Source organism: Halomonas sp. PA16-9, assembly GCF_009728585.1.
In the GTDB taxonomy this organism is placed as follows: domain Bacteria; phylum Pseudomonadota; class Gammaproteobacteria; order Pseudomonadales; family Halomonadaceae; genus Vreelandella; species Vreelandella titanicae.
The window spans coordinates 3,203,340-3,226,778 of the sequence record NZ_CP040451.1; the positions used below are offsets into that span (position 1 = coordinate 3,203,340).

Annotated in this window: 22 protein-coding genes and 2 pseudogenes; 13 read left to right on the forward strand and 11 right to left on the reverse strand. The window is 54.1% G+C overall.

Annotated features, from left to right (window positions below):
- Nucleotides 1–45: 45 nt before the first annotated feature.
- Nucleotides 46–1,815, forward strand: coding sequence for a hypothetical protein (locus FDY98_RS14930; protein WP_027957951.1), 1,770 nt, complete (start codon nt 46–48; stop codon nt 1,813–1,815).
- Between the two features lie 110 nt (nt 1,816–1,925).
- On the opposite strand, the gene FDY98_RS14935 is transcribed toward FDY98_RS14930, so the two are convergent.
- The gene (locus FDY98_RS14935; RefSeq protein ID WP_027957952.1) at nt 1,926–2,846 is read right to left on the reverse strand and encodes a bile acid:sodium symporter family protein; all 921 of its coding nucleotides are present in this window, start codon (nt 2,844–2,846) and stop codon (nt 1,926–1,928) included.
- Between the two features lie 204 nt (nt 2,847–3,050).
- Between FDY98_RS14935 and FDY98_RS14940 the strand changes: the two genes are divergently transcribed.
- The 5 genes from FDY98_RS14940 to FDY98_RS14955 all read left to right on the forward strand — a co-directional run bounded on the left by FDY98_RS14940 (nt 3,051) and on the right by FDY98_RS14955 (nt 6,638).
- Nucleotides 3,051–3,818, forward strand: coding sequence for a cation diffusion facilitator family transporter (locus FDY98_RS14940; RefSeq protein ID WP_442907933.1), 768 nt, complete (start codon nt 3,051–3,053; stop codon nt 3,816–3,818).
- Entirely contained in the window at nt 3,761–3,964 is a 204-nt protein-coding gene (locus tag FDY98_RS29600; protein ID WP_442907934.1) for a hypothetical protein, read from the forward strand. Before FDY98_RS14940 ends, FDY98_RS29600 begins: the two co-directional genes overlap by 58 nt.
- A gap of 112 nt (nt 3,965–4,076) precedes the next feature.
- A complete protein-coding gene (locus FDY98_RS14945; RefSeq protein ID WP_027957953.1) occupies nt 4,077–4,754 on the forward strand; it encodes a DsbA family protein in 678 nt (225 codons plus the stop codon).
- A complete protein-coding gene (locus tag FDY98_RS14950) occupies nt 4,754–5,743 on the forward strand; it encodes a M23 family metallopeptidase (protein WP_016916430.1) in 990 nt (329 codons plus the stop codon). The genes FDY98_RS14945 and FDY98_RS14950 overlap by 1 nt, the downstream gene beginning before the upstream one ends.
- 112 nt (nt 5,744–5,855) lie before the next feature.
- Entirely contained in the window at nt 5,856–6,638 is a 783-nt protein-coding gene (locus FDY98_RS14955) for a ZIP family metal transporter (protein ID WP_016916429.1), read from the forward strand.
- Nucleotides 6,639–6,666: 28 nt separating this feature from the next.
- Here FDY98_RS14955 and FDY98_RS14960 read toward each other — a convergent pair whose 3' ends face one another.
- Complete coding sequence (locus FDY98_RS14960) at nt 6,667–7,125, reverse strand: MerR family transcriptional regulator (protein WP_027957954.1); 459 nt, start codon at nt 7,123–7,125, stop codon at nt 6,667–6,669.
- An 85-nt stretch (nt 7,126–7,210) separates the two neighbouring features.
- Here FDY98_RS14960 and FDY98_RS14965 point away from each other — a divergent pair, with 85 nt between their 5' ends.
- The 4 genes and pseudogenes from FDY98_RS14965 (at nt 7,211) to FDY98_RS14980 (ending at nt 12,530) form a co-directional block, all read left to right on the forward strand.
- Complete coding sequence (locus FDY98_RS14965; RefSeq protein WP_027957955.1) at nt 7,211–9,397, forward strand: heavy metal translocating P-type ATPase; 2,187 nt, start codon at nt 7,211–7,213, stop codon at nt 9,395–9,397.
- The gene (gene lspA, locus FDY98_RS14970; protein WP_027957956.1) at nt 9,394–9,897 is read left to right on the forward strand and encodes a signal peptidase II; all 504 of its coding nucleotides are present in this window, start codon (nt 9,394–9,396) and stop codon (nt 9,895–9,897) included. Before FDY98_RS14965 ends, lspA begins: the two co-directional genes overlap by 4 nt.
- Nucleotides 9,898–9,901: 4 nt before the next feature.
- Entirely contained in the window at nt 9,902–11,434 is a 1,533-nt protein-coding gene (lnt, locus tag FDY98_RS14975; protein WP_027957957.1) for an apolipoprotein N-acyltransferase, read from the forward strand.
- Between the two features lie 53 nt (nt 11,435–11,487).
- Nucleotides 11,488–12,530, forward strand: a pseudogene (locus tag FDY98_RS14980) (L,D-transpeptidase family protein).
- Nucleotides 12,531–12,656: 126 nt separating this feature from the next.
- Here FDY98_RS14980 and FDY98_RS28275 read toward each other — a convergent pair.
- From FDY98_RS28275 to FDY98_RS15005, 6 genes are all read right to left on the reverse strand, one after another.
- A complete protein-coding gene (locus FDY98_RS28275) occupies nt 12,657–13,055 on the reverse strand; it encodes a hypothetical protein (RefSeq protein ID WP_340146583.1) in 399 nt (132 codons plus the stop codon).
- 14 nt (nt 13,056–13,069) lie between these two features.
- The gene (locus FDY98_RS28280; protein ID WP_340146584.1) at nt 13,070–13,561 is read right to left on the reverse strand and encodes a hypothetical protein; all 492 of its coding nucleotides are present in this window, start codon (nt 13,559–13,561) and stop codon (nt 13,070–13,072) included.
- Nucleotides 13,562–14,079: 518 nt separating this feature from the next.
- Nucleotides 14,080–15,168, reverse strand: a complete 1,089-nt coding sequence (locus FDY98_RS29605) for a TniQ family protein (RefSeq protein ID WP_081742677.1) — start codon at nt 15,166–15,168, stop codon at nt 14,080–14,082.
- On the reverse strand, nt 15,168–16,052 hold the full coding sequence (locus FDY98_RS14995) for a TniB family NTP-binding protein (RefSeq protein WP_027957960.1): 885 nt from the start codon (nt 16,050–16,052) through the stop codon (nt 15,168–15,170). Before FDY98_RS14995 ends, FDY98_RS29605 begins: the two co-directional genes overlap by 1 nt.
- Entirely contained in the window at nt 16,049–17,977 is a 1,929-nt protein-coding gene (locus tag FDY98_RS15000) for a Mu transposase C-terminal domain-containing protein (RefSeq protein ID WP_027957961.1), read from the reverse strand. Before FDY98_RS15000 ends, FDY98_RS14995 begins: the two co-directional genes overlap by 4 nt.
- The gene (locus tag FDY98_RS15005; protein WP_027957962.1) at nt 17,970–18,650 is read right to left on the reverse strand and encodes a heteromeric transposase endonuclease subunit TnsA; all 681 of its coding nucleotides are present in this window, start codon (nt 18,648–18,650) and stop codon (nt 17,970–17,972) included. Before FDY98_RS15005 ends, FDY98_RS15000 begins: the two co-directional genes overlap by 8 nt.
- A gap of 141 nt (nt 18,651–18,791) precedes the next feature.
- On the opposite strand from FDY98_RS15005, the pseudogene FDY98_RS15010 reads away from it, so the two are divergent.
- Together FDY98_RS15010 and FDY98_RS15015 are read left to right on the forward strand one after the other, a co-directional pair.
- Nucleotides 18,792–19,454, forward strand: a pseudogene (locus tag FDY98_RS15010) (ATP-binding protein); the annotation flags it as partial.
- Nucleotides 19,455–19,496: 42 nt separating this feature from the next.
- Nucleotides 19,497–19,700: a HigA family addiction module antitoxin gene (locus tag FDY98_RS15015; RefSeq protein ID WP_051430623.1), complete on the forward strand. Its 204-nt coding sequence runs from the start codon at nt 19,497–19,499 to the stop codon at nt 19,698–19,700.
- Between the two features lie 167 nt (nt 19,701–19,867).
- Here the strand turns inward: FDY98_RS15015 and FDY98_RS15020 are convergent, their stop codons facing one another.
- Nucleotides 19,868–20,446 carry an NADPH-dependent FMN reductase gene (locus FDY98_RS15020; RefSeq protein ID WP_022521278.1) on the reverse strand — a complete coding sequence of 193 codons (579 nt, stop codon included), beginning with the start codon at nt 20,444–20,446 and terminating at the stop codon, nt 19,868–19,870.
- A 219-nt stretch (nt 20,447–20,665) separates the two neighbouring features.
- On the opposite strand from FDY98_RS15020, the gene FDY98_RS15025 reads away from it, so the two are divergent.
- The gene (locus tag FDY98_RS15025; RefSeq protein WP_027957963.1) at nt 20,666–21,976 is read left to right on the forward strand and encodes an esterase-like activity of phytase family protein; all 1,311 of its coding nucleotides are present in this window, start codon (nt 20,666–20,668) and stop codon (nt 21,974–21,976) included.
- A gap of 77 nt (nt 21,977–22,053) precedes the next feature.
- Here FDY98_RS15025 and FDY98_RS15030 read toward each other — a convergent pair whose 3' ends face one another.
- Together FDY98_RS15030 and wrbA are read right to left on the reverse strand one after the other, a co-directional pair.
- On the reverse strand, nt 22,054–22,689 hold the full coding sequence (locus FDY98_RS15030) for a DsbA family oxidoreductase (RefSeq protein WP_022521276.1): 636 nt from the start codon (nt 22,687–22,689) through the stop codon (nt 22,054–22,056).
- 15 nt (nt 22,690–22,704) lie between these two features.
- Nucleotides 22,705–23,316, reverse strand: coding sequence for an NAD(P)H:quinone oxidoreductase (gene wrbA, locus FDY98_RS15035; protein ID WP_022521275.1), 612 nt, complete (start codon nt 23,314–23,316; stop codon nt 22,705–22,707).
- Nucleotides 23,317–23,439 lie beyond the last annotated feature (123 nt).

A 23,439-nucleotide genomic window follows, 5' to 3' on the forward strand; every position in this document is an offset into this window, starting at 1 on the left:
TTGCTGCGACAATCTCTATGTTGAGTTTACATAGAGCACGCCCTTGTGACCGTTTCTCTCAAACAATCCAGAACCTTTAGCTTTCAAGATGGCACCCTTAAAGACGAAACTGAGCGCTTGGTCGTTTGGTGGTACGGGCCTATCTTCAAAAATATCCGCTCACAAAGCGTCCCTAAAATTTATGTATTTTTAAGACCTATTGATCAGGAGAACAAATTAGGAGACGTGATTAAGCGAACGACGGTCTTAACGCATGTCGGACTATTGAGAATCGGCTCCGTCTGGGAAAAGGGCGTGAGCAACTCCCGCATCGCATTTGAGGAGAAAACATTCCCTGTTTCGTTCTCTCCGGGCGGCTGGCGGATTGTCTCCTTAGACGACTTGCACAAAGCAGGGCGCAGCCTCTATACCTCCTTTCATGAGGCAAGCTATTTACCGCTGGACAGAAAACACAAATCGTACCTGATTGAATTTGACCTCCCAGATGGCAAACATCTGCTCATCCCTTGCACCGAATTTTTTGCACGCGTTTACGGTCGATCATCTGAAATCAAGCGTGTGCTCGCCACTTACTGTTGGGAGGAGGTCAAAGAACGGCTTTATCGACCGCTTAATGCGCCCCCATCGCCAGGTACCTGGCCTGTCAGATTTACATATCGTGTTCATAGGCACGATGCGATTTTGCTCGCGCACATGCTGTACGACCCCTATGCCGAACAAGCTGCCAGAGATATTTATGCGCAGACTGAAGCCAGCTTCCCCCAAGATAAGATGCTTTTAAAAGTCACTCCATGGTTTCAAGGCAGCGGGGAAATCTCTGTTTCTGGCGTTCCAATTGATGGTGGCAACACATTCCTAGGCTTGCAGATATTAGGCTGTACGCAGCCCGATGGTGCCACGATCCACCGTGAAAGAGAGAAATCAACGACAGTACCAGCCACCGATGGCGACGATGCCCCCTCTCAGTTCCCCTATCATCAGCTTCAAGACATCCCCGATGTCATTGACCTGACGGATGATGACGAGCCCGACCATGGTTCTTCCTGGCTAGACCTTACTGAGGACGAATTCGTTATTTTAGGTAAGCCTCGCGCCGTCTTGGATAAACGATATACCCGAAAAAACGTGCCCGATACACGAGGCGTCCCCGTTCCGGGTGACGAAACCATTTTCTCCACTGGGGAGCCACATGGGTCAGGGAAGGGAGTGGGACAAGCGTCTATTCATGCTCCTATTACACTGGAATCACAGGGCTTTCTACGTGATATGTGGAATGCGCTTCTCTATTTACAATCGGCCTATCCCGCAACGATTCGTGGCGTTAGCTGGTTTACCTTTGAAGACGGATTCAGCACTTCTCCTGACCCTCGGTTAATCAGCCTCGAACCTTTCGAAATAGACGAGGAGGTGGAAACGTCAGTCGCTAATTGGGTTTACATTGATACTCAGACCAAGGTACCTCGCGGGGTGCTCGTCGTTCGGGTGCATGTGTTAGATCAAACGCTCTATCTCATGGAGATCCAACGACGCCCTCCAAAACCCAGAGCTGGCGGTAGCGAGGAGGCATCCAAGCCTCCTTCCTATAAAGGTTTAGTCTTCACGCTGAGCCACCAAGGCAGCTTCGAGCAGTGGTTACGCCAAGTGCTGTCTAACGTGCGGCACGTAGAAGGTGTTGTCCAAAAACTAGTTGGTCACTGCCCAGGATTCGCCGATACGTTCAAGCACCCTAAATCCAAAAAGGAACAGATACCCTGCGAAGCCTCTGTGTTAAATGCTTTTAGCAAGGTCAGTATTGGTCGCAGTGACTTAGCATAGGTACTATTTGCCACCTTTATGAGTAGCGGTGTCTGTTTTGTCGGTAAGAGCAACCTGTACACCCCGTGTGCAGGTTGCTCTTCTGACGAAGAGCCGATACGGCCATCCCTTCAGTGGCGGGCGAGGATCTTCGCTGCGATGGGCGAAGTGATCATTTGAATCACGGCAAAAAAAGCGGCTGGAATTGCGATCTCTGATGGCAAGCCAGAAGCAGCGACAAACGCTGCAGCGATGCTGAATTCCTTTTTACTGACCGTGAAAAGATAGGTAATCACCTCTTTGCGATCAGAGGTGAGTAACCGTGAGGACATACCTACCAGGTACCCAATCAAATTGAGGCACAGGGCCGCGCCCGCAATCACAAACGCATACCAGCCATAGCCAATGATCGTGGTGGCATTCGGCCCGACCACGGCGAGTAGGATCAGCAGATACAGAATCGACCCTATCCCTGCATACGCTGAATCATGCCGTGCAAAGAAAGCCGAGAACCTTGTACGCAAGCTGACCCCAATCACGGTAGGAAGAAGCACGATTAGTGTTAATTCAAGAATAATTGATCCAAGCGGCACGTCTAACTGAAGGCCGGTGAGCCATAAAAACAGGAAGGGAACAATAAACGGACATAACGCGGTGTTGACTGCGTTGAAAACAGCGGCAAGCGCCACATTGCCTTTCGCCATCAGTACCAAAAGAGGAGAAGACACATCTGTCGGCAGCGTGCCGAGCAAGGTTTGGCCAGCAGCCAGCGGGCCGCTTCCAAAAAATAGACGGCCCGTTAGCCACCCGGCAATCGACATAGGCCCATAGACCAGCCCCAATGCCAACAACTGCCGTGACGGCTTTCGGAACACGATGCGCACTGCATGCGCATCGAATGTGAGGCTGATAATCAACATCAGTAATGCCAGTAATGGCCCAATCGCGAACTTAAGCATTATTCCGGTGGCCGGAAAGAGTAAGCCTCCCCCCGCGACGACGATTACAAACCAGACAAGGTGCGCCTCGACAAAATAAATGAATCTACCCATGGTGGATTGGACGTTACCGGTTGAAGTGGATTGAGCCCCGCACCTAAAACATGATCACCTTCGGCCCAGCACACAAAGGCTCCTTGGTAGCTAGGGACGTGCTTCCCAATCCAGCGATGCAAATAGATAATGCTCAAGGGTTGAAGCTTTAGTTGCTAGAGGTTTTATAGTACCAAGAACAGATAATTCGAGAGAAGGTAACAGATGGGACATCATCATGATCATCCCCACATTGATCCTGCCTCTGGCGACCGGCGCGTCAGCATCTCCATTTGGGCCAATGGGCTCTTAACCATCGCTCAAATCGTCGGTGGCATTATGGCGGGGAGCCTATCGCTGATCGCTGATGCGTTACATAACTTTTCTGACATGGCAGCATTAGTCATTGCCTTTGCTGCTCGTAAAATCGCCAGACGGCCTGCCGATGCGCATATGACCTTTGGCTATGGCCGCATCGAGATAGTGGCAGCACTCATCAATTACACCACCCTCATTATTGTCGGTGTCTACCTGATTTACGAAGGCGCTATGCGGATGGTCGATCCCCCTGAGATAGAGGGATGGACGATCGTGATTATTGGTGGCGTCGCGCTCGTCGTCGATGCCCTTACCGCCATGCTCACGTGGTCAATGCAAAAAGAGAGTGTCAATATCCGCGCCCTTTTTCTGCATAACTTATCGGATGCGTTTGCCTCCATCGCCGTGATTATCGGTGGTTCGCTTATTTTACTGTACGACATGCGCTGGGTGGACCCCGCGATCACGATAGGGATTGCGCTATATATTCTTTACCTAGCCTTCTCTGAAATTGGCGGCCCTATCCGTACGCTAATGCTGGGATCTCCCCCGGACATTGACGGCAGGCAGTCGTTGAGACCGTACGAGATATCGAGGGAGTCCAGGATATTCACCATGTGCATCTATGGCAGATGCAGGAAAACATGGCAGCCCTTGACTGCCACGTGGTTCTGACAGAAACCGGCTGGCAGCAGCTTGAATCCGTCAAAGCAGAGATCAAGGAGCAGCTTAAAATGCGCTTCAGTATTGCTCATTCCAGCCTAGAGTTTGAGCATAGTGACCACGCGCATCAAAATGCCAATCTATATGGGCACGAGTGATAGACCGAGGCCGACTCCCGGCTCAGGTAGGTAGCGAGCGGCTTACTCCCATAGCGATTGGCTTATTTTTCAACCCTACTTTTCCACCCCATCGTTGAGAAAGAGAGAGAACATGTTCAAAAAAGCGTCTTTTATATTGGCCGGTACGTTAATGCTGACCGCTGCGATCGTCGCCGTATCGAAACCTGCCCTCTTAGATATGCAAGCTCAGGCAGCAAAGGAGAGCAGTGTCCAGACAGAGGACTCCTTGGTGCGCTCACACTCCCCCATCTTGGGACGAGAAGACGCGCCGGTGACGATTGTGGAATTCTTCGATCCGGCTTGCGAAGCCTGCCGTGCTTTCTATCCCCTGACAAAAAGTATTCTGGAAACCTACCCAGAAAAAGTGCGGCTCATCGTGCGCTACACTCCTTTCCACGGCGACGTATCTGATAAGGCCATTCGGGTATTAGAAGTTGCTCGTCGTCAGGGCGTCTTTGAACCGGTACTGGAGAGGCTGCTGGCTCGCCAGGATCAATGGGCTTCACATGGCAGTTTTGATGAATCCGCTATCCTCGATATCGCGAGCCAAGGAGGCCTTGATTTAGCGGCTGCCGAAGAGCAACTGACTTCTGCTGAGGTGCAGGCGGTGATTGACCAAGACATGGCGGATGTCAGAGCCAATCAGATTCGCCAAACACCTACCTTTTTTGTCAATGGCGAGCCTTTAGACCCCTTTGGTATGCAAGAGCTGATTGATGCCGTTGAGAGTGAAGTAGCGGAGATCTCTGGGGAAGAGGATGGCCAGTGATGCAGCGCTGGTGGTTACTAGGCTTTGTGGGCTTTTACCCCTTGCTAGCCGAAGCCAATTGGCAAACGCATCTGTCATTGCCTCCGTCTGAACTTAGCCCTGTCAAGTTACAGGCGGCTAGCGAGCAAGAAGGCACATTACCGCTCGATAGCGTTGATACCCTAACCTTTGGGCGTGATGTCGTCATTGATACCACCCTCTACGAGGCCTTGGCAGCAGAAGGTGTCCCAACGCGTTTCGCCACTAAACTGGAAACACTGCTCAGCGAGTTTATCGCAGCGCCGCTGGAGTTTTCTGGCAGTGAACGTATTCAATTAGTGTGGGAGGAAGATCGACGCCAGGACGGCGCCCGTGTTGGGCCACCACGCCTCAGTTATGCCGCTCTGCCTGATCAGGCAGAGCCCTTGGAGGTCATATGGCCGGTCACCCAAAAGGGGGACGTAGCTCTTTTCAAAAGCGACACCCTGCTAGGCACGTTGCGGTTGCCCGTGCTTAGTGCCCGCTTAACGTCTCGCTTTGGGAATCGGCGACATCCTGTGTATGGAGGGATGCGTCCTCATAATGGAATTGACTTGGCTGCGCCGACAGGAACGCCGGTCATTGCCACCGCACCTGGGCGCGTATTCTTTATGGGTCGCCAAGGGGGATATGGGCAGGTGATCGAGGTGGAGCACGACACAGGGGCCATTAGTCGCTACACACACCTTAGCCGATTCTCCCCACAGCTAGTGGTTGGGGATTTAGTCAATGCGGGAGAGTCGCTCGGAGAGGTAGGTTCCTCCGGGGTCGCCACGGGCCCCAACCTGCATTACGAAGTGAGAGTCAATAACCAGCCTGTTGATCCCCTTGGTCAAGGTCAACGCATCATGTTGGGTGAGCAGCCGACTCAAGGTGAATATCAAGCGTCACTTTACGAGGCAAGAGATCGCTTGGAACAAGCTATCGGCACGGCGTCCATTTATGACTTGATCTCGTTTAACGAGCCGTAACCACCCGTGCTTAGCAACGTTGCATGGATTGTTAGTAACGTGAACGTGTGCTTGCCTCGTTATGGAACCCTAGCGCTGTGATCACTCATCTACCACAAGACAGGTAATCGGTATGGAAGAGGTTTCTCTCGTCACAATGGGGGTATTGGGAAGCCTTGCCGCGGGCTTGATGACGGCTGTCGGGGCGCTTCCTATCTTGTTTACCAAAAGACCGAATCGTGGTGTTCGCGATTTAGCGTTGGGGTTCGCCGCTGGCGTCATGCTAGCGGCCTCTTTCTTCTCACTGATCATACCCTCCTTAGAAGCCTCGGAGCTGCGTTACGGAGGTAGCGTGGTACCTGCTGCCATTGCCTGTGCGGCCATCTTGCTAGGGATTGGAATGGTCGCACTACTGAACGAACTCTTACCTCATGAGCACTTCGAACAGGGGCGAGAAGGGCCAGAGGCTGCCTCACTACGTCGTATCTGGTTGTTTATTATTGCCATTACGATACACAACCTGCCAGAAGGGCTAGCCGTTGGCGTGGCCTTCGGCGCAGGGGGAAGCGAAGGAGGCATTCCACTAGCGATTGGCATTGGACTTCAGAATGCCCCAGAAGGACTGGCCGTAGCAGTATCACTGCTAGGCGTGGGCTATTCACGTTGGCGGTCATGGACGATTGCCGCCCTTACGGGGCTTGTTGAGCCGTTGGGTGGCTTATTAGGCGCTGGAGTCATCAGCATGTCACAAGCGCTACTGCCCTGGGGGTTGGCCTTTGCAGCGGGGGCGATGTTGTATGTGATCAGTCATGAGATTATTCCCGAAACTCATCGAAGCGGGCACCAAAAAAAGGCCACGCTGGGCCTCTCCATCGGATTGGTACTCATGCTGTTTTTGGATGTTTCGCTGGGCTGACCATTGGGCGTGGGGCGTAGCGTTAGTGCTAACCCAAGTCGAGAGCCCCTCCGTGCGATTTTTCAGTGATACAGAGTTGATGATCACTGATGACCTCAATGATTCGGCAGCTTTCCACTTTACCACCGGCACACTGCGTGACCATCCGTTGAAGCTCCTCACGCAGTATGGACAGTCGTTGAAGGCGGGACTCCACTTTCTTTAGGTGATGCGTGGCGATGGCATCGACTTCTTGGCAAGGCATATCAGGTTGATCTGACATGGCCAAAAGCTCTCGCACTGACTCCACCGAAAAGCCAAAGTCACGGGCATGACGAATAAAGGTCAAGCGCCGCACAGCGTCGTCTCCATAGCGGCGCTGCCCCCCACCGGTTCGTGTCGCATCGCGCAACAGCCCAATACGCTCGTAATAGCGAACCGTTTCAGGTTTGCAATCGGCTCGTCGTGCTAACTCACCAATGCTGATACTTTGGCCGATCATCGACATGGTAAAACTCCTTAGGCAGGGCTTGAAGCTGTAGTTGCACAAGGTTTACACTTAAAAACCATAGCCCATTGGCAGGAGAGGCACCATGAAAACATCAACGCCGACAACAGCGCCTACCACCTTGACGCTGCGTGTTGAAGGCATGGACTGCGGCGGTTGTGAGCGCAAGGTTGTATCGGCGCTAGAGCGACTGGAAGGCATTGAGGAAGTCACGGCAAGCTCGGTCACGGGATCAGTGAAGATTCACCACCACGATCACGGGGCCCCCTCGCGAAAGACCATTGAGGGCATCCTGAACGAACTAGGCTATCAAGTGGCTTCCCATGATGGCCAAACACGCGCACCTGGTGCTTCATCCTCTTGGTGGCAAACCGCTAAAGGGCGCTTGGTCATTATCACAGGCAATTTGCTGATCGTAGCCTTCGCGCTTCGTTTAGCATGGCCTGCGCTGGGTAATATGCCTTTCATTTTGGCCACGCTAGTCGGCTTAATACCCATTGCGCAGAGTGCCTGGGGCGCCCTCAAAATGCGCAATCCCTTTACCATAGAGATGCTGATGTGCATCGCTGCGCTTGGCGCATTGGCCATCAATGCTGCCGCTGAAGCTGCGATGGTCGTGTTCTTGTTCGCCGTAGGTGAGCTACTCGAAGGGGTAGCTGCTTCACGAGCGCGCCGCAGTATCTCAGCCTTGGCAAATTTAACACCCTCAACGGCGAGGCTGATGGACAATGGCCATCTGCGTGACGTCTCGGCGGAGTCACTTAAACCCGGGCAGCGTGTGCTGGTGCGGCCCGGTGATCGCGTACCCTGCGATGGACGCATCCTGGTGGGCACCTCCGACATTGACGAGTCGCCGGTAAACGGCGAGTCCATACCCCGTTCGCGAGCGCCTGGTGATGACATTTTTGCTGGCACAGTGAATCTTGATGCCGCCCTGGAGGTGGAGGTAACACGAGGCGCTGATGACAATACGATCGCACGCGTTATTCGTCTGGTTGAAGAAGCACAGGCCGCCAAGGCACCGATAGCACGCTTTATTGATCGTTTTGCGTATTACTATATGCCCGCCGTCGTCTTACTCGCCCTACTGATGGCGATAGTGCCACCGCTGGTATCGACCATGGCATGGTCGGAGTCGATTTACCGTGCGTTAGCATTGCTGTTAATCGCATGCCCCTGCGCGTTAGTCATTTCCACCCCAGCCGCCATCGCCGCCGGTCTCTCGGCGGGAGCTCGGCGCGGACTACTGATCAAAGGGGGAGCCGTTCTTGAACAGTTAGGTAAGCTTCGCTTGGTGGCATTAGATAAAACGGGCACCCTCACTGCGGGTACCCCAAGAGTCACAGATGTGGAGTCTTGGATTGCTGAGGAAGACGATAACAGCGTATTGCGGCTCGCCGCCGCAATAGAGCGGGATTCCAGTCACCCTATCGCCACGGCTATCGTTGAGCATGCCCGACAGTCGGGCATCAACCTCCCCACCGTCACCGGCGGCCGCGCTCTGGCGGGGCGCGGTGTTTCCGGCCAGGTGGAGGGTCGCGAGCTGAGCTTAATGACGCCTCGTCACCTTCACGAGAAAGTCATCCTTGAGGAAAGTCTCAGTGCTCGGATTGTCGCGTTAGAAGAAGCCGGTAAGAGCCTCGCTCTCCTCGTCGAAGGCGAGCGTTTACTGGGCTTGATCGCGGTTCGCGATGAGCCACGCGAAGATGCCATTGAAGGCCTAGCGGCGCTATCCCGTTTGGGCGTACAGGCGGTCATGCTCAGCGGTGATAATGCCCGCACCGTCGCTGCCACGGGGGGTCGCTTAGGCATTGAAGCGTACGGCGAACTAATGCCTGAAGACAAGGCAGCGTATGTTCGAGACTGGCAAGCGGCTGGCCGTGGCCCCATCGGTAAAGTAGGCGATGGCATCAACGATGCACCGGCACTCGCGGCAGCCGATGTGGGTATCGCGATGGGGGGCGGCACGGATGTGGCGTTGGAAACCGCCGATGCAGCCTTGCTCAAGAACCGCGTTACCGGCATCGCTGAGCTGATAGACCTCTCTCGTGCCACACTGCGCAATGTGAAAACCAACGTTGTTCTCGCCCTTGGCTTAAAAGCCATTTTCCTAGTTACAACGGCGCTGGGTATTACCGGCATGTGGATTGCGGTGATGGCCGATACCGGTGCTACCGTCCTGGTGACGTTGAACGCCATGCGACTGCTGGGTTACCGCTTTTCGCCCAGTACCGCAATGACAGGCCTGTCACAAGGAAAAACAACGTCATGAGAACAGCGCCAAACGATAGCCCTTCACGACGTTGGCCATGGTTCACATTTGCTTGCGTATTGGCTCTAGCCGATCAACTGGTCAAAGAAATCGTGCACGCCCAGATGTCGTTTGGCCAAGTCATTCCGCTAACGCCGTTTTTTAACTGGGTTTATACCGGGAACACAGGAGCCGCTTTCAGCTTTCTCGCAGAAGCAGGGGGTTGGCAGCGCTACCTCTTTCTTGGTTTAGCGTTGGTGGTGGTCGTCGTATTGGTTGTGCAGCTATGCAAACCCCTGTCGCGCTTGGAGGCCTGTGCGTACAGCCTGATTCTTGGCGGCGCGCTCGGTAATACTGTTGATCGCTTAGCGCGAGGGTACGTCGTCGACTATCTGGACATTTACTGGGGCGAATGGCATTGGCCCGCCTTTAACATGGCCGATATCGCTCTGTTTGCAGGTGTATTGATGTTCGCAGTGGCGTTATGGCGTGAAAGTCCTGCTTTTAAGCGCTCTGAGTAACGCTATGGATGTGGTCGATAAAGATAAAGAATATACGCTTTTTGCTGGGCGCTCCTCACCAATAGTCGATTGCGTTGTAGCGCTCGCCGCTGGGGTAATGACCACCTTGAGTGCCGCCCCCTTTTCCCTATGGTGGCTTGGCCCAGTGGCCGTGGCACTGGTCTATTGGAAGATACAGTCGCTAACGCCCGCCATGGCCACCCTGCGTGGGTGGTGCTATGGGGTAGGCCTGTTCGGTTCTGGCACATCATGGGTCTTCGTTGCTATTCACGATTTCAGTGGCACCGGGGCCTTGGTGGCGATGCTCCTCACCACTCTTTTTGTCAGCGCCCTGGCGCTCTTCTTTGCAATCCCCTTTGGGCTCTATCGGCGCATCACGGGGCCACGGTTAGCCTGTCTTAGCTTTGCCGGTATGTGGGTGGTGAGCGAATGGCTACGCACCTGGTTGCTCACCGGCTTTCCCTGGTTATTGCTGGGCACCTCTCAGGTAGATTCTCCACTAGCCCCATGGGCGCCCGTTGGTGGTGTGTACTTGCTGTCACTCATGACCGCGCTGACAGGTACGTTAGGGGTAGAGGTACTGCGTCGCCGCTGGGGTTTCCTTGTCCCAATGGCCGCCTTGTGGATCGTTCCATTCCTATTGCCCGCCCAATGGACAACCCCGGCTGGCAAGCCCATCCGGGTGGCATTGCTGCAAGGGAATCTTGACCAGCGCATTAAGTGGACTGCCCAAGGGCAGCGCGAGGCGATCAGTATCTACACGGCGATGACACGGGAGCAAGCAAGGGATATCGATCTCATCGTTTGGCCCGAGGCAGCCCTTCCCATGCTTGAGCAGGAAGCACAGCAAATACTTGAGCAAGTAGCGTCCGACCTGGGGCCTGACACCGCCTTGTTGACCGGCATTTTGCAACGCGACAGTGAAGGGCGCTCTTATAACAGCGTCATAGGGCTAAATGATGTGCAGGGCGAATACCAGAAGGCGCACTTGGTGCCCTTTGGCGAGTATTTGCCATTCCAAAGTCTCCTCGCTGGCACCCTTGCTTTTTTCGACTTGCCAGTACCTCGCCTGACCCCAGGGACAGGCGAACAGGCTCCGTTACACGTGGCTGGAGCCACCATTGGCAATGCCATTTGTTACGAAATCATTTTTGCCGACCATGTCGCCCAACAGGCGCGTAATGCCGAGCTGCTATTAACGGTTTCCAACGATACGTGGTTTGGGCGCTCCATTGGCCCACACCAACATCTTCAAATGGCGCGTCTACGTGCCTTAGAAAATGGTCGTCACCTACTTCGAGCTACCAGTAATGGCGTGACGGCCATCATCGATTCACAAGGCCACGTCACAGCCCGTGCCCCACAGTTTGAACCGGCCAGTTTAACTGGCGAGGTGACCCCGATGCAGGGCCTAACTCCTTTCACACGCACCGGTAGTGGCCCCGCTTGGATACTCGCTGCGGTGCTGACACTGCTCGGGTTACAACTGAACTTATCTCGATCAAAAAACGACGCATTAGATGAAAAAGGAACCTAGCGATGCTCTTGGCAAAGAACGCAGCAATACTTAAGAGATTCCTCCCATGGCCAATGCAGATCGGCTTCATCGTGAGTGTGATGGTTTCGTTTCTGGCATGGCTCCCTGTCGCCATGGCGGCACAACCTTCCACTGCCCAGGAGACGGAATGGCCCAAAGGGCATTACCCGCTACCAGAGGAAGGTAATATTATCGGAGAGGCTGACACCTTTATCGTAAAGGATTACGACGATACCTTGATAGATATTGCCAGGCGTCACAACCTTGGCTATTTGGAGATGATCCGTGCAAACCCAGAGGTTAGCATCTGGGTTCCAGGGGTGGGCACGGAAGTGACTATTCCGGGACGTTTTATTCTGCCGAATGTGGAGCGTACTGGGATCGTCATCAATATCGCCGAGCTGCGGCTTTACTACTACCCAGATGTCAAAAACGGTGAGACACCGCGTGTTGAGACCTATCCTATTGGCATTGGTCGCGAAGGGTTTGATACTCCTCTAGGCGTGACCGAGACCACCATGAACATTAAAAACCCCGCGTGGTACCCGCCTGAGTCGGTAAAACGCGAAGCGGAAGCACGCGGTGAAACCGCGCCCAGCGTTGTGCCACCCGGCCCCGATAACCCGCTAGGAGACCATGCCATCATCCTAGGCTTCGATGGCTATTTGATTCACGGCACCAACCAGCCCGATGGCATTGGCATGCGCGCAAGCCGAGGTTGTATCCGCATGTTACCCAAAGACATCGAATCTATATTTGACCGCATTCCACCCGGCACCAAGTCAACATCATCAATCAGCCGATCAAGATAGGTTGGGAAGGCGGTCAGCCGCTGATTCAAGCCTTTCCGCCGCTTGGAGAAGAAGAGCACAGTATGACCGCACTCACAGAGACCATGACACGCCTTAACCAATACAATGTCGATAACGTAAACCTCGATTACGAGCAGCTCAGCGATGTCCTGTCACTCTCTAACGGGCTTATAACCCCACTACATCCAAAGCAGGAACAGGAGCCACAGCGCCACAGCCCAGAAGAGAAGGCTATCAAGGGCATTTATGAAGACCTGGTTTTGACGTCATCTCAACGGTCATGACACGCCTTTTGGCACCCCGTTGAGCCCTGGCATATAGGTAGAGAGCCATAGCCCCGTCCAAACGGCGGGGCGACATTCGCCTACAGAGTCGCGGGGCCCTCCAAGTGACTGCGCGCTATCAGTGTCTTAGCACTCAATATCCAGAGGCAGCCAGTAGGTAACGCCACCCACTACCACCTGTATCCCGTCTGTCGTCCGCTCTACGGTCTGTTGTCGAAGCATTTTCTGCGTTAATTTTGTGTCATGGAAATACTCCATGGCAGCAACGATCCATGCCTCCCTCCAGGCCTCTCCTTGATCAGCACACCGGGCCATCGTCATCAGGGTGCGGGCTAGTGTTTCTTTTCGCCGCTTTCTTGCCCGTTTTACATCCACCCGAGGAGCCAACGTGGTGGCATGTTGGCGATTTAAGAAATTAGTAAACCCCGTGACCGAGGCTGCTTGTCCGGGCACCGCCTGCAAATAGTTGTCCACATCGCCCTGTTGAGGCAGTCGCTGCCCCTCCCGGTCAGTAGCGAGTAGCAATGCGGCTGCCGCTCTTAGTGCAAGTCGTGCGGAGGTGTGGGACGTTTGCCCGCCTCTATACGGGTTTCCAATTGCTGCCAATAAGCATGCAGCGCTTTTTCTGATAAAGAAGCGGACGGCATAGACCTGAGACACGCTTTGATACGTCGTTTCTCTGAGTCGATCTTCTTTGCTTGGTGATCCGGCTCTACCCCTTGCTCTTCATGCAGCCATCGCATAGGAAGTCTTACACGCCGCAACCCCTCCGCACCGAAGTGATGAAGCAGCTCCGAATAGCTCGGTATCCGTGACCATGCCTGGTCGATCTCAAGGAAGAACGAGAAGAAATGATTGATCTTGAGGGCAGCCTTATGCGGCCCTGTGGTACGAATCAGCCATTCACCAAATTCCCCAAAGGCCTCACGTAACGCTTTGGTGGTGATACCGGCTTGGCCAATGATGATCCGCTTACGACATGTGCGCGTCCAATAGCAGGGCTCACAGGCATCGCCTCGACCCGCTGGCATGGGATTACCACACAATGGACAGGCAATTTCCCCTTGCTCATTACAGGCTTTGCACAATGCGTCACCGCTGGATGTCATGACCAATAAGCGATGTCGACGACATGCAGAACAGGTACCGTGGTCTGCTGTCGAACAGCGTGGACATAAGCGATGATCATGCCCCATACGCGCCACTCGGGTAAGACGTTGAGATGCTTTCCCACACGCCTCGCAGGGCTCTGGTTCTTTGAAATAGGGAGCGCAGGCGATACAGACAGGGCCGTAGGGAGTGACCTTGCCGATGTTGTAGTCTGAACGGGCTTTTCCACATCGTGCACACGGTTTGTCGACGTTGCACTGACGACAGACGGCGTCTGGGTCATTCTTAGGCAGACGGGCTAACTCACCACATCGTGGGCACATTCGCCGCTTAAACACACGAGCATAGCAAGTTGAACAGTAACCATGCCCTTTATGGCGTCGCCACAATTTGGAGACTTCTCGACCACACTCATCGCAGTCGACCGTTTTGTGTTGCTTCAAGAGGTTGGCTCCGCTTTCATTCTCCGTTTTAAGCGCGCCCATGAGGCTCTCACTGCGCGTTCCGACATGGGGCGATGAGCCGGTAGAGCACGGCGGCGATGCGGCCCATGGGGGTGATGAGATAACCGCGATAACAACGGCAACAACATAACGGGGGGTGACTTTCGGGGATCATGAAGCGCGCTCGTTTTGACATTACAAGCGACCAGAGCGCTAAACGTTTCTTCAAGGCCAATACTGAGCAAGCGTTCCAACGCTACCAATAAGGCACTACGCTCGCTGACAGCCAGCAGCTCAAACGCCAGGCCAGACACAGGCATTCGGCAATCCGTAACCGAAATGCCCAATGAAAGAAGCGCATCGGCCAGGGGTGACACAGGCCGCCGACTTGCACGCCGTATAACGCCAATAAAAAAGGCCACCATAGAAAACCAATCGGCGGGTGCGATAGAGGCCTGCCTAAACGTCACCTTATCCTGTTCTAACACACGATCAGCCATCACTTGAACACTGAACGCTTCAGGTAAAGGCGACGTGCATACCGCCTTTCTAAAATCGTTATGACACCGGCTGCACTGAGCTAAATGTTGACCTTCCGCTGACAAGCGATGGGGCTCTATAGGGGCCTTGCATACCGGGCACTCGTCTACCAACTGCACCCCATGAGAGCGACACCCAGTGTGCCAAGCGAATCGCCAGTGTCGGCGTAAGTACGGGGTCGAGTCCTCTCCCAAGCACAACGTACATACCTGTTGTCCTCCATGGCGATTTCGATTTCGGCTGCCGAGTGCCAACAACCAGGGCCAAGTACGCGTTTCGGGTAATGAGTAACCGGCCACTTTCTCACAATCGTCCCGCATCCCAGCTTTCTGAAACTCAGCGGAAGATATCCCCGATGCATTGGCTAATGGGCGCATTCTGACGAGGGGAATTTCCCTGTCAATATCTCTCGTCCATATACGCCATGTTGGCCAGATAGCCCCAGTGAGCGACAAGGGATCACACCCCTGTCTCAACGCCGCCCGTACCAGCCATGAAGAAAGCGACTCTTCAGGCAACAGAGGCACACTCAGCGCCCAGGGCATTACAGCATCACTTCCCTAATGCCACGGGTAGGTCGCACCCATGATTTACTCTGAATAATTTTCTCATCGATGCGCTCAGCCCCGGACAAAATAGCGGCATTGGCACACTCAATCAGCAGCCGGTGCAGGTCGCCAAAATTGCCGCCAGAGATCGCGTGGAGCTGGGTCGCCAATTGGGGCTCATGCAGTTGGGAAGGATGTTTGAGAGGTAATATCTTCTCAAAGCCAGCGAGCAGCTTCTGAAACTCCTGATTGAGCTCCCACTTTGGTAACGCGACCACATCAAAGCGACTCGCATGCTGTGGGTCTGAATGCAGCACACGCACAGCGTCTTGCGTCCCCACACCAACGATGGGAATCATTAGCTCATTGCATAAAAGCTTAATGGCATTCATCGTTTCGCGCTGCTTAACAGCACCACCGGTTAACAGAGAGTGAAACTCATCGATGATCAGTAAGCGCGTATGGCAAGCACGCAGTTGATGAATCACCTGGTAGCGCAGCTTGGGAACAGGATCTGTAGGCCGGTAGGGAGCCCAGAAACTCTCTAGCACTGCGATATACAGACTTTTCTCATCGGCACTCGGGGGAGCCTGAGTGACAACAACAGGCTTCACGGGCTCTACGTCTTCATTCACGTAGCCTTCACCGTACTGCTTACGAAACCGTTGAACGATGGTTGTCTTTCCGTTGTTGGAGTCACCCACGAGCAAGAGGTTAGGCATACGAGGACGACTGGGCTTCTCCATCAACCCACGCATGACCTCAATGACACGATTGGCCAATGGATAGCCCAACCAGCGCGGTTGATCCATAAACTCCATTCGCTCTTTAGCGGACAGCCCCAAGACGTGACGAAGATCAGGATGAAGGTGTGTGCTCATGCTATGTCCCAGTTCACATCGATATCACCCGTTAAAAGACCGTCCCCTTGAGCGGGTGTCTCTTTAGGGGCCGCAGTTGAGGGCGCATGTAAAAGGGGATCTGCAGGCGTCACCTTCTTCTCATGCTCTTTACGTCGTTGTGCCTGACGGCGACTTCGCTTAGTACGTGCTTGCGACTCCTCCACATGGGTTCGCAGCTCACTAATAGCGCGTAGAATTTCAGTCTCATTGACCGAGTTTCTTCCTTCCTGCCGAAGGCGCGCTTTAGCTTGGGCATACTCCCAAACACTCATCGAGGGGAGGGCAAGATTGGCAAAGGGCACGCGAAAATAGTGCCCGAGCTCCGGGTCTTTGAACCAAATGACACTAATGTCGCGAGGGTCGCGCCGGAAAACAAAGGTGCGTTTCTTGTCTGGCATGTCTGGATCTTTGGCATTGATCCAAGGTCTTAGCGCTTCATCGTAATAGTTTATGCCATCGATGGTCACACCAAAGGTCTGGATCGTACGCTGAAAGCTGGGCAAAAAATCGAGCAATACAGAGAGCCTGTCAGCAGGCCTCGGCGCTAATCCCACTCCCTGCACATCCGCATTGCCAAACACACCAATTTCCCACTTCTTCATCGGCGACATACCAATCCCAGAATGAAGGCGCTGGTGGTAAACCTTGCAGATCAACGTCACCAGCCACTCTTCAAACTCGCTTTTCGTCATGGCCGCGTGTTTCTCTGGATCGTACCCCTCTTTCTCTTTAATGGAGGAGAAAGTCGTCCCAGGCAGGTTATGAATTTCTTTGAGAAGAGACCCCAGCACCCGCTCAATGTGGCCACCGTAACGAGGCTGCTTAACAGGCCGAAACTCAAGGTTGATCCCATAGGCTAGGCATGAGCGCCTAAACGTCTCAGAGCGAAAATCTGGGCCGTTATCGACATGAATCGTGGCGGGTGTGCCCCATACCGGCCACTCAGCCTCCACATTATGCAGTAGCAACCACTCATCTTTAGGAAGCATGGAGTGCGCCACACACATGCCGACAGATGTTTCAGAGGGCGGGTCAAACGATAAGTAATACCCCGTGACCATGCGAGTACACACGTCCATGGCCAGCGTAATCCATGGACGGCCAATCGGTTTGCGATATACGTCATCGACCAAAATAATATCGGCAGGCGTGTGGTCAATCTGCATGACGGCTAACGGATAGTCCGCATTGGGAAATTTTCCGGCCGCCGGCTGAAACTTATTAATCGCTTTTTCTCTAAAGCCATGCCCACGCAATCGGTCGCGCTCTGGGATGTCGCGCAGACGAGAACGAACGGTACCAGGGCTCGGCGGGTCGATGCGCCGCTCATGGCAGCGCCGCATGACTTCCTGTACCGCTTTTTGTGCGGACGGACGCTGCAGCGTCAAATACACCTCTTTGATGACTTCCTGAATCACCGCCTCGGCATGCGCGGGGATACGCGACTTTCCTTTCTTCCACCCTGGCTTTTGAGGAATTAATGCAAGCACCGAGCCCGTCGCTTTATACCGCTTCAACCAACGGTAGATCGTAGCCGTATCAACCCCCGTTTGTTTAGCACGCTCCTCCGCTGCATCCCGCCCCACCGTATGGCGATCCACCAAGGGCTTAATGATGGAAAAGCGATGCTCGGCCTCCCGCCAATCGGCATCCCCAATCTCGGACATATCCTGCTCAGGGGATACGGACCCGCTATTGAGAGGCGCTAGTTCTTTGATGCGAAGCGGGCAACTACGCCCGGACTCAACGGCAATGCCAATGACCGTCTCAAAATCGAGCACCTGGGAAATTCGGTAAACGGTGCCATCTTTCTGAACCTGCTCACCCACCATAATCTGCAAGTGTTGGCGTGTTTGGGCGACGCCGTTATTGGGTTCAGTTGCGCTGCCACGATGATTATTCATGATCGGGTACCCATACCTCCGATAGAGGACTGAAGGATTGGGCCATATCGCAATCTAACTGCCGAGTCGCCAGTAGATGCCATAAATGCGCAATCCCCTCTGCCCGGTAAATATCGCCCATAAAGTGCCGAGAAAGCAGGTAATCCAAGGTCGCCACCCCCATTTCCCTCACCGTGTTGAGGACTGCCTGGCTTTCGACAGAGGGAAACACCATCCGCTTGTAGCGCGCTAGGAAGGTAATGTTGTCCAAGGTCTTATCACGAATGCGGCTTTCATCATGAATGCGAAACGCCCAGCCCTCATTGTTGGCATGCCGTATCGCCGCCTTCCATTTAGGCGACCATTCACGCCAATGTGCTTGCCACTTTTCCCGTGGTTTGACCTCCACCAGGAGAGGTTTTGGGTAATCCCTGTAATGACGGTTACCGAGACGGTAATAAACCAAATAGTCAGGTGTGTAGGTGTAGCGCCTACCGGTCACGGGATGATGAAACGGGATCTCGCACGGCTGGGAAATCACACCAAGGACGCTCACATCAAAGTCAGCCTTGATGAGGAAATCACGTTCGAGCGTCGACTCGAACGCAATAGACTCCTCCCCGCGAAAGGCATAGTAGCCAGACACACTTCGTCGGGTAGGGCCGATTTTACGAACGGATGTAGGCAGTGGCATGGGTAGTCGCACCAAATGTTGAATAAAACAAGGCCTGTCGCATCAATTGCTATTAATTCTGTCGCACTCAATCCTGTACAGACTACCATAATAGCCCGATATTACGCCCTGAGGGTCGCATCAATTGCTGAAAATGACAGCGGCTCAAAACCCAAACCCGGTGAGATTTCGCTGGCCCACCACGGCGTGCTGTTCTTGGATGAGCTGCCGGAGTTTTCCCGCCATGTGCTAGAGGTACTTCGGCAACCGCTGGAAACCGGCGAGATTCATCTCGCACGCGCCAGTCATGAACGTCGCTACCCTGCTCAATTTCAATTGGTAGCTGCTATGAATCCCTGCCCCTGCGGCCACTTGGGCGACCCACGCCAACGCTGCCAGTGCACCGCCAGCCAAATCCAGCGCTATCAAGCGCGGCTCTCCGGGCCGCTGCTGGACCGTATCGATCTACAGGTAGAAGTGCCCGCACTGCCGCCAGAGCAGCTCACCGCACAAACCCAAGGCGAGTCGTCAGAAGCCGTGCGTGAGCGGGTGATGGCCGCCCGAGAACGCCAAATGGCCCGTGGCGCATTAAATAGCCAGCTAAGCGGCAAAGCCCTGGAGGCCGCCTGCGCACTTAACGATGAAGAGCGCGCTTGGCTGGCGGGCGTACTCGAAAAGCTCAAGCTCTCCGCCCGTGCCTATCACCGCGTACTACGTGTAGCCCTGACCCTTGCCGACCTTCAGGGCGAACCCAAACCCACCCAGCCGCATCTAATTGAGGCGATTGGATACCGACAGCTGGATCGGATGCTAAAAGGGACTTAGCATTGAAATAGTCGATTACCACTCATAAAGGGAGGTGACAAAATGGCAAAACTTCCTAATATCCATCCCGGTGAAATTTTGTACGAAGATTTCATGCAGCCAATGGCGCTGAGTAAAAATGCGCTGGCTAAGCAGATGGGCGTCCCAGCGACCCGCATTGGTGAAATCACCTTGGGCCGCCGAGCGATTACGGCAGATACTGACTTACGTCTAGCCAAGGTCTTCGGCACGAGCGAAGGTTACTAGCTTCGTTTGCAGAACGCCTACGACCTGGAAGAAGCCCGCCGTCACCAAGTGGCATGACCAGCTCTCTCATTTAACGACTCAAACACCCGTACTTACATTGAGGCCATTGGATACCGCCAGCTGGATCGGATGCTAAAGGGGGGCGTAAGCCCCCGAAAGCCGGACGGTTAGTGGGTGGCGGCCAGTGAGTCCACTAGGCGCTGACACAGCGCATCCAGCTTCTGCCCCGTGGTTTCATCATGTAACGCGCCGCTATCGTTGAAGGCGCTGCCAGCTTTCGCCAGCGACAATGGCTGTGGCAGCACGACCAACCCCAGATTGGCTAACAGTTGCTGACCAAGCGGTAGCGCACGGATGCCACCTAGCCCACCAGGGGAAGCCGCCACCAGCGCTGCCCACTTACCGGCAAATAACTTGAGCCCCGGCGTATCCTGATAAGGTCGTGACAGCCAGTCCAGTGTGTTTTTCAGCAGCGGCGTGATAAAGCCGTTGTACTCTGGCGAAGCGATCATCACTGCCTGGTGATCCGCCAGAATCTCACGCAGCTTGAGCACATTCTCCGGCACGCCCCGGGCTTCAATATCTTCATCAAACAGTGGGCAGGGATAATCTTTTAAATCGATAAAGGTTGCTTCCCCGCCAAGCGCCTCAATACGCTTGGCGGCCAGCTTGGCTAGCTGCTTGTTCAGTGACGCTTCTCGGGCACTGCCTGCAAAGACCAGTACCTTTTTGACCGATGATCCCATTGCCATTTCCTCTTTGAATAATGTATTTGAAAGCCACACCATTTATTAATATTTACGCCTGTTGAGCAAGACGTATTTTACGACTCAGGGCCAGACTCGACGTGAAACCCTGCTGCCATTAAAACGTCTGCACTTTGTCATTCAACTATCACTATTACGGATGAAAATTAGCAAAAGCTGCACCTGCCCTAATTTTTCCTCCGAAATGGTGAAATAGTGATGACAAAGCCGTTACTAGCGACTGCTCTACTCGCCTTTGCGTTTACCAGTGCGGCACACGCCCAGCAGAGTTTTCCCGCCACATTGTCCGGCCATGCCCAGCTACCCGGCAGCACCTTTGTGGCAGCTCCTTCCGGTGCCGCTGAGCACTATAACGTCTCAGGCCGTTTTACTGGCCAAGAGGGCCGCGTTGAGCAGTTGTATACGAACATGCAAGCCACCGGCTTAGCGCTACCCTTCCCCAGCCAGCCCCTGCAGGGTTTTTCAGGTATTCGCTCACTTGGCAATGACCGTTTCCTGGTGTTGACCGATAACGGCTTTGGCTCCAAGGCGAACTCCTCCGACGTCATTCTGATGTTTAACATCATAAAGACCGACTGGGACACTGGGCGTGTCATCATCGAGGAAACCGTTCAACTCTCGGATCCAAACCGCAAGGTGCCCTTCCCGATTATGAATGAAGCCACTCCTGGTCGTTTTTTAACCGGGGCTGATTTCGATATTGAATCGATACAGCCGGTGGGCGATAGCTACTGGATTGGCGATGAGTTTGGCCCGTGGATTATCCAGGTGGATAATCAGGGCGAAGTTCTGCAAGTGCTGGCCACCAATCCTGGTGGGACGCTGATGCGCTCCCCCGACAATGCCTTTGCCCTCACCCCGAACCCTGGCGCGCCTCTCGCTGATGATGTGAGGGTGTTTCGCTCCGGTGGTTATGAGGGCATGGCGCTCTCCGAAGACCAAACAACCCTCTACCCCTTACTGGAAAAGCCCATCTGGGATAGCAACGCCAACGCCCCGGAAACGATTGATGGCACCCCCGTATTAAGAATGTTCGAGCTCAACACTAAAACCGGCGAATGGGGCGACACAACCCGCTACTACCCCTTGGAATCAGCGGATCACGCCATCGGCGATTTCAACCTCATTGGCGGAACTCGCGGCTTGATCATCGAGCGTGATAGCCGCCAGGGCGACCCGCGAGAAGAGTGGGCAGACAACCCTGCCGAGTTCAAACGCATCTATCTCGTCGATCTCGAACGTACGGACGAGCAGGGTGTGCTTGAGAAAATCGCCTATATCGACTTGATGGACATCCAGGATCCAGAGGGCCTTGCACCGCGCGGCACGATCAACGGCACCTTTAACTTTCCCTTTGTGACCATTGAGAACGTGGATCGTGTCGATGAGAGCACCATCGTGGTCGCCAATGACAACAACTACCCTTTCTCGATTGGCCGCCAGCAAGGCCGCGCCGATGATAATGAGCTAATACTGCTCGATGTAGAGGACTTCCTGAACGCCCAGTAATGTGAGCAAGCGTGGGGCTGGGGCGCTCAATTATGACCCTAGCCTCACGTTAAAACGTCAGCAATCTCTCGACAAATTCAGCCAATATGCTGGCGGACTTCCTGTAACTGGAGACGCAGGCTTTCTATCGGTTGCGCACCATTAATCAGCCATCTGTCTTCAACAATCAATGTCGGCACCGACTGAACTCCCAACTTGGACGCGAGGTGGTGATCCTTTTCCACCGCCTGCTGAGTTGTTTCCGAGAGCACGTCTAGATCATAACGAACCATGTCGAGCCCGATTTCTTCAGCCAGTGATCGCAGCACCTGGCTATCACCGATATTGCGGCTCTCCGTCAGGTGCGCGTACTGAACACGATCAAACATACGCCAGTGCCCTTGTTGACCTGCCTGCATTTCAGCCGCCTTACACGCCAGCGCGCCAGGCATCCCGTGAGGATACTCGAAGGTTTGGGCACGCATACCATCAATGTTGATACGCGGGGTATCCTCTGCGGCAACGCATTTTTCCCAATGACCGAGAATTGTTTCTTTGGCATCACCCATAGAGCCGAAGGCTTCTAGCATGGCTTCTCTACTTGCTTGAAGCGTAAAGCACTGGTGATGCACATCCAGGTTCAACTGCTTGGCAAGCGAGTGCAGCCGGGGAGAGAGAAGGTAACACCAACCGCAAACAACATCGTGCACAAACACCACCTTTAATGGATGCATGTCTCACCTCCCCCTCTAATCGTTGTGTGAACTGAGCGAACGCGCAATGGATGCCACGTGCTGACCCTGAAATTCAGCAATGCGCAGCTCTACCGCCGACGGCTGCCGCGAGCCATCTGTCGCCGCCAAGGTTGATGCGCCATAGGGTGTGCCTCCGCTGATCTCGTCCATCGTCGTAAGGTCGGGACAAGAATAAGGTACCCCCACGATGACCATGCCGTGGTGTAACAAGGTGGTATGGAAGGACAATAGGGTGCTCTCTTGACCTCCATGCTGACTCGCGGTGGAAGTGAATGCTGCACCAACTTTGCCGATAAGCGCCCCCTTAGCCCAGAGTCCACCGGTTTGATCTAAGAAATTGCGCATCTGGGAGGCCATATTGCCAAAGCGAGTGGGCGTGCCGAAAATAATGGCATCGTAATCAGCCAGTTCACTCGGCTCGGCGATAGGCGCAGACTGATCCAATTTAGCCCCCGCCTTGAGGGCGACCTCTTCTGGCATCAGTTCTGGCACGCGCTTGATGGTCACTTCAGTGCCAGGGATGCTGGCCGCGCCTTTCGCTACAGCGTCAGCCATCGTCTCGATATGGCCATAGGTTGAATAATAAAGGACTAGTACCCGGGTCATCGTGATTCTCCATGCGTTGCTATTCGAATACGTTCTGAGTAGGCGATCTCGTCGACGCCATGAATCCCAGGATAAGCTTTGTTTAAATAGAGATAATCAGTAGTATTCGAAAATGATATTTTC

Coding starts and splice junctions, on each gene's coding strand:
- FDY98_RS28280 (WP_340146584.1), bottom strand. CDS start 13,561: ATGCCAGCGGGTCGAGGCGATGCCTGTGAGCCCTGCTATTGGACGCGC.
- FDY98_RS14950 (WP_016916430.1), top strand. CDS start 4,754: ATGCAGCGCTGGTGGTTACTAGGCTTTGTGGGCTTTTACCCCTTGCTA.
- FDY98_RS14955 (WP_016916429.1), top strand. CDS start 5,856: ATGGAAGAGGTTTCTCTCGTCACAATGGGGGTATTGGGAAGCCTTGCC.
- FDY98_RS15025 (WP_027957963.1), top strand. CDS start 20,666: ATGACAAAGCCGTTACTAGCGACTGCTCTACTCGCCTTTGCGTTTACC.
- FDY98_RS14995 (WP_027957960.1), bottom strand. CDS start 16,052: ATGAGCACACACCTTCATCCTGATCTTCGTCACGTCTTGGGGCTGTCC.
- FDY98_RS14965 (WP_027957955.1), top strand. CDS start 7,211: ATGAAAACATCAACGCCGACAACAGCGCCTACCACCTTGACGCTGCGT.
- FDY98_RS14960 (WP_027957954.1), bottom strand. CDS start 7,125: ATGTCGATGATCGGCCAAAGTATCAGCATTGGTGAGTTAGCACGACGA.
- FDY98_RS14940 (WP_442907933.1), top strand. CDS start 3,051: ATGGGACATCATCATGATCATCCCCACATTGATCCTGCCTCTGGCGAC.
- lspA (WP_027957956.1), top strand. CDS start 9,394: ATGAGAACAGCGCCAAACGATAGCCCTTCACGACGTTGGCCATGGTTC.
- FDY98_RS15020 (WP_022521278.1), bottom strand. CDS start 20,446: ATGGGATCATCGGTCAAAAAGGTACTGGTCTTTGCAGGCAGTGCCCGA.
- FDY98_RS14935 (WP_027957952.1), bottom strand. CDS start 2,846: ATGGGTAGATTCATTTATTTTGTCGAGGCGCACCTTGTCTGGTTTGTA.
- FDY98_RS14945 (WP_027957953.1), top strand. CDS start 4,077: ATGTTCAAAAAAGCGTCTTTTATATTGGCCGGTACGTTAATGCTGACC.
- lnt (WP_027957957.1), top strand. CDS start 9,902: ATGGATGTGGTCGATAAAGATAAAGAATATACGCTTTTTGCTGGGCGC.
- FDY98_RS15005 (WP_027957962.1), bottom strand. CDS start 18,650: ATGCCACTGCCTACATCCGTTCGTAAAATCGGCCCTACCCGACGAAGT.
- FDY98_RS15015 (WP_051430623.1), top strand. CDS start 19,497: ATGGCAAAACTTCCTAATATCCATCCCGGTGAAATTTTGTACGAAGAT.
- FDY98_RS15000 (WP_027957961.1), bottom strand. CDS start 17,977: ATGAATAATCATCGTGGCAGCGCAACTGAACCCAATAACGGCGTCGCC.
- FDY98_RS15030 (WP_022521276.1), bottom strand. CDS start 22,689: ATGCATCCATTAAAGGTGGTGTTTGTGCACGATGTTGTTTGCGGTTGG.
- wrbA (WP_022521275.1), bottom strand. CDS start 23,316: ATGACCCGGGTACTAGTCCTTTATTATTCAACCTATGGCCATATCGAG.
- FDY98_RS29605 (WP_081742677.1), bottom strand. CDS start 15,168: ATGCCCTGGGCGCTGAGTGTGCCTCTGTTGCCTGAAGAGTCGCTTTCT.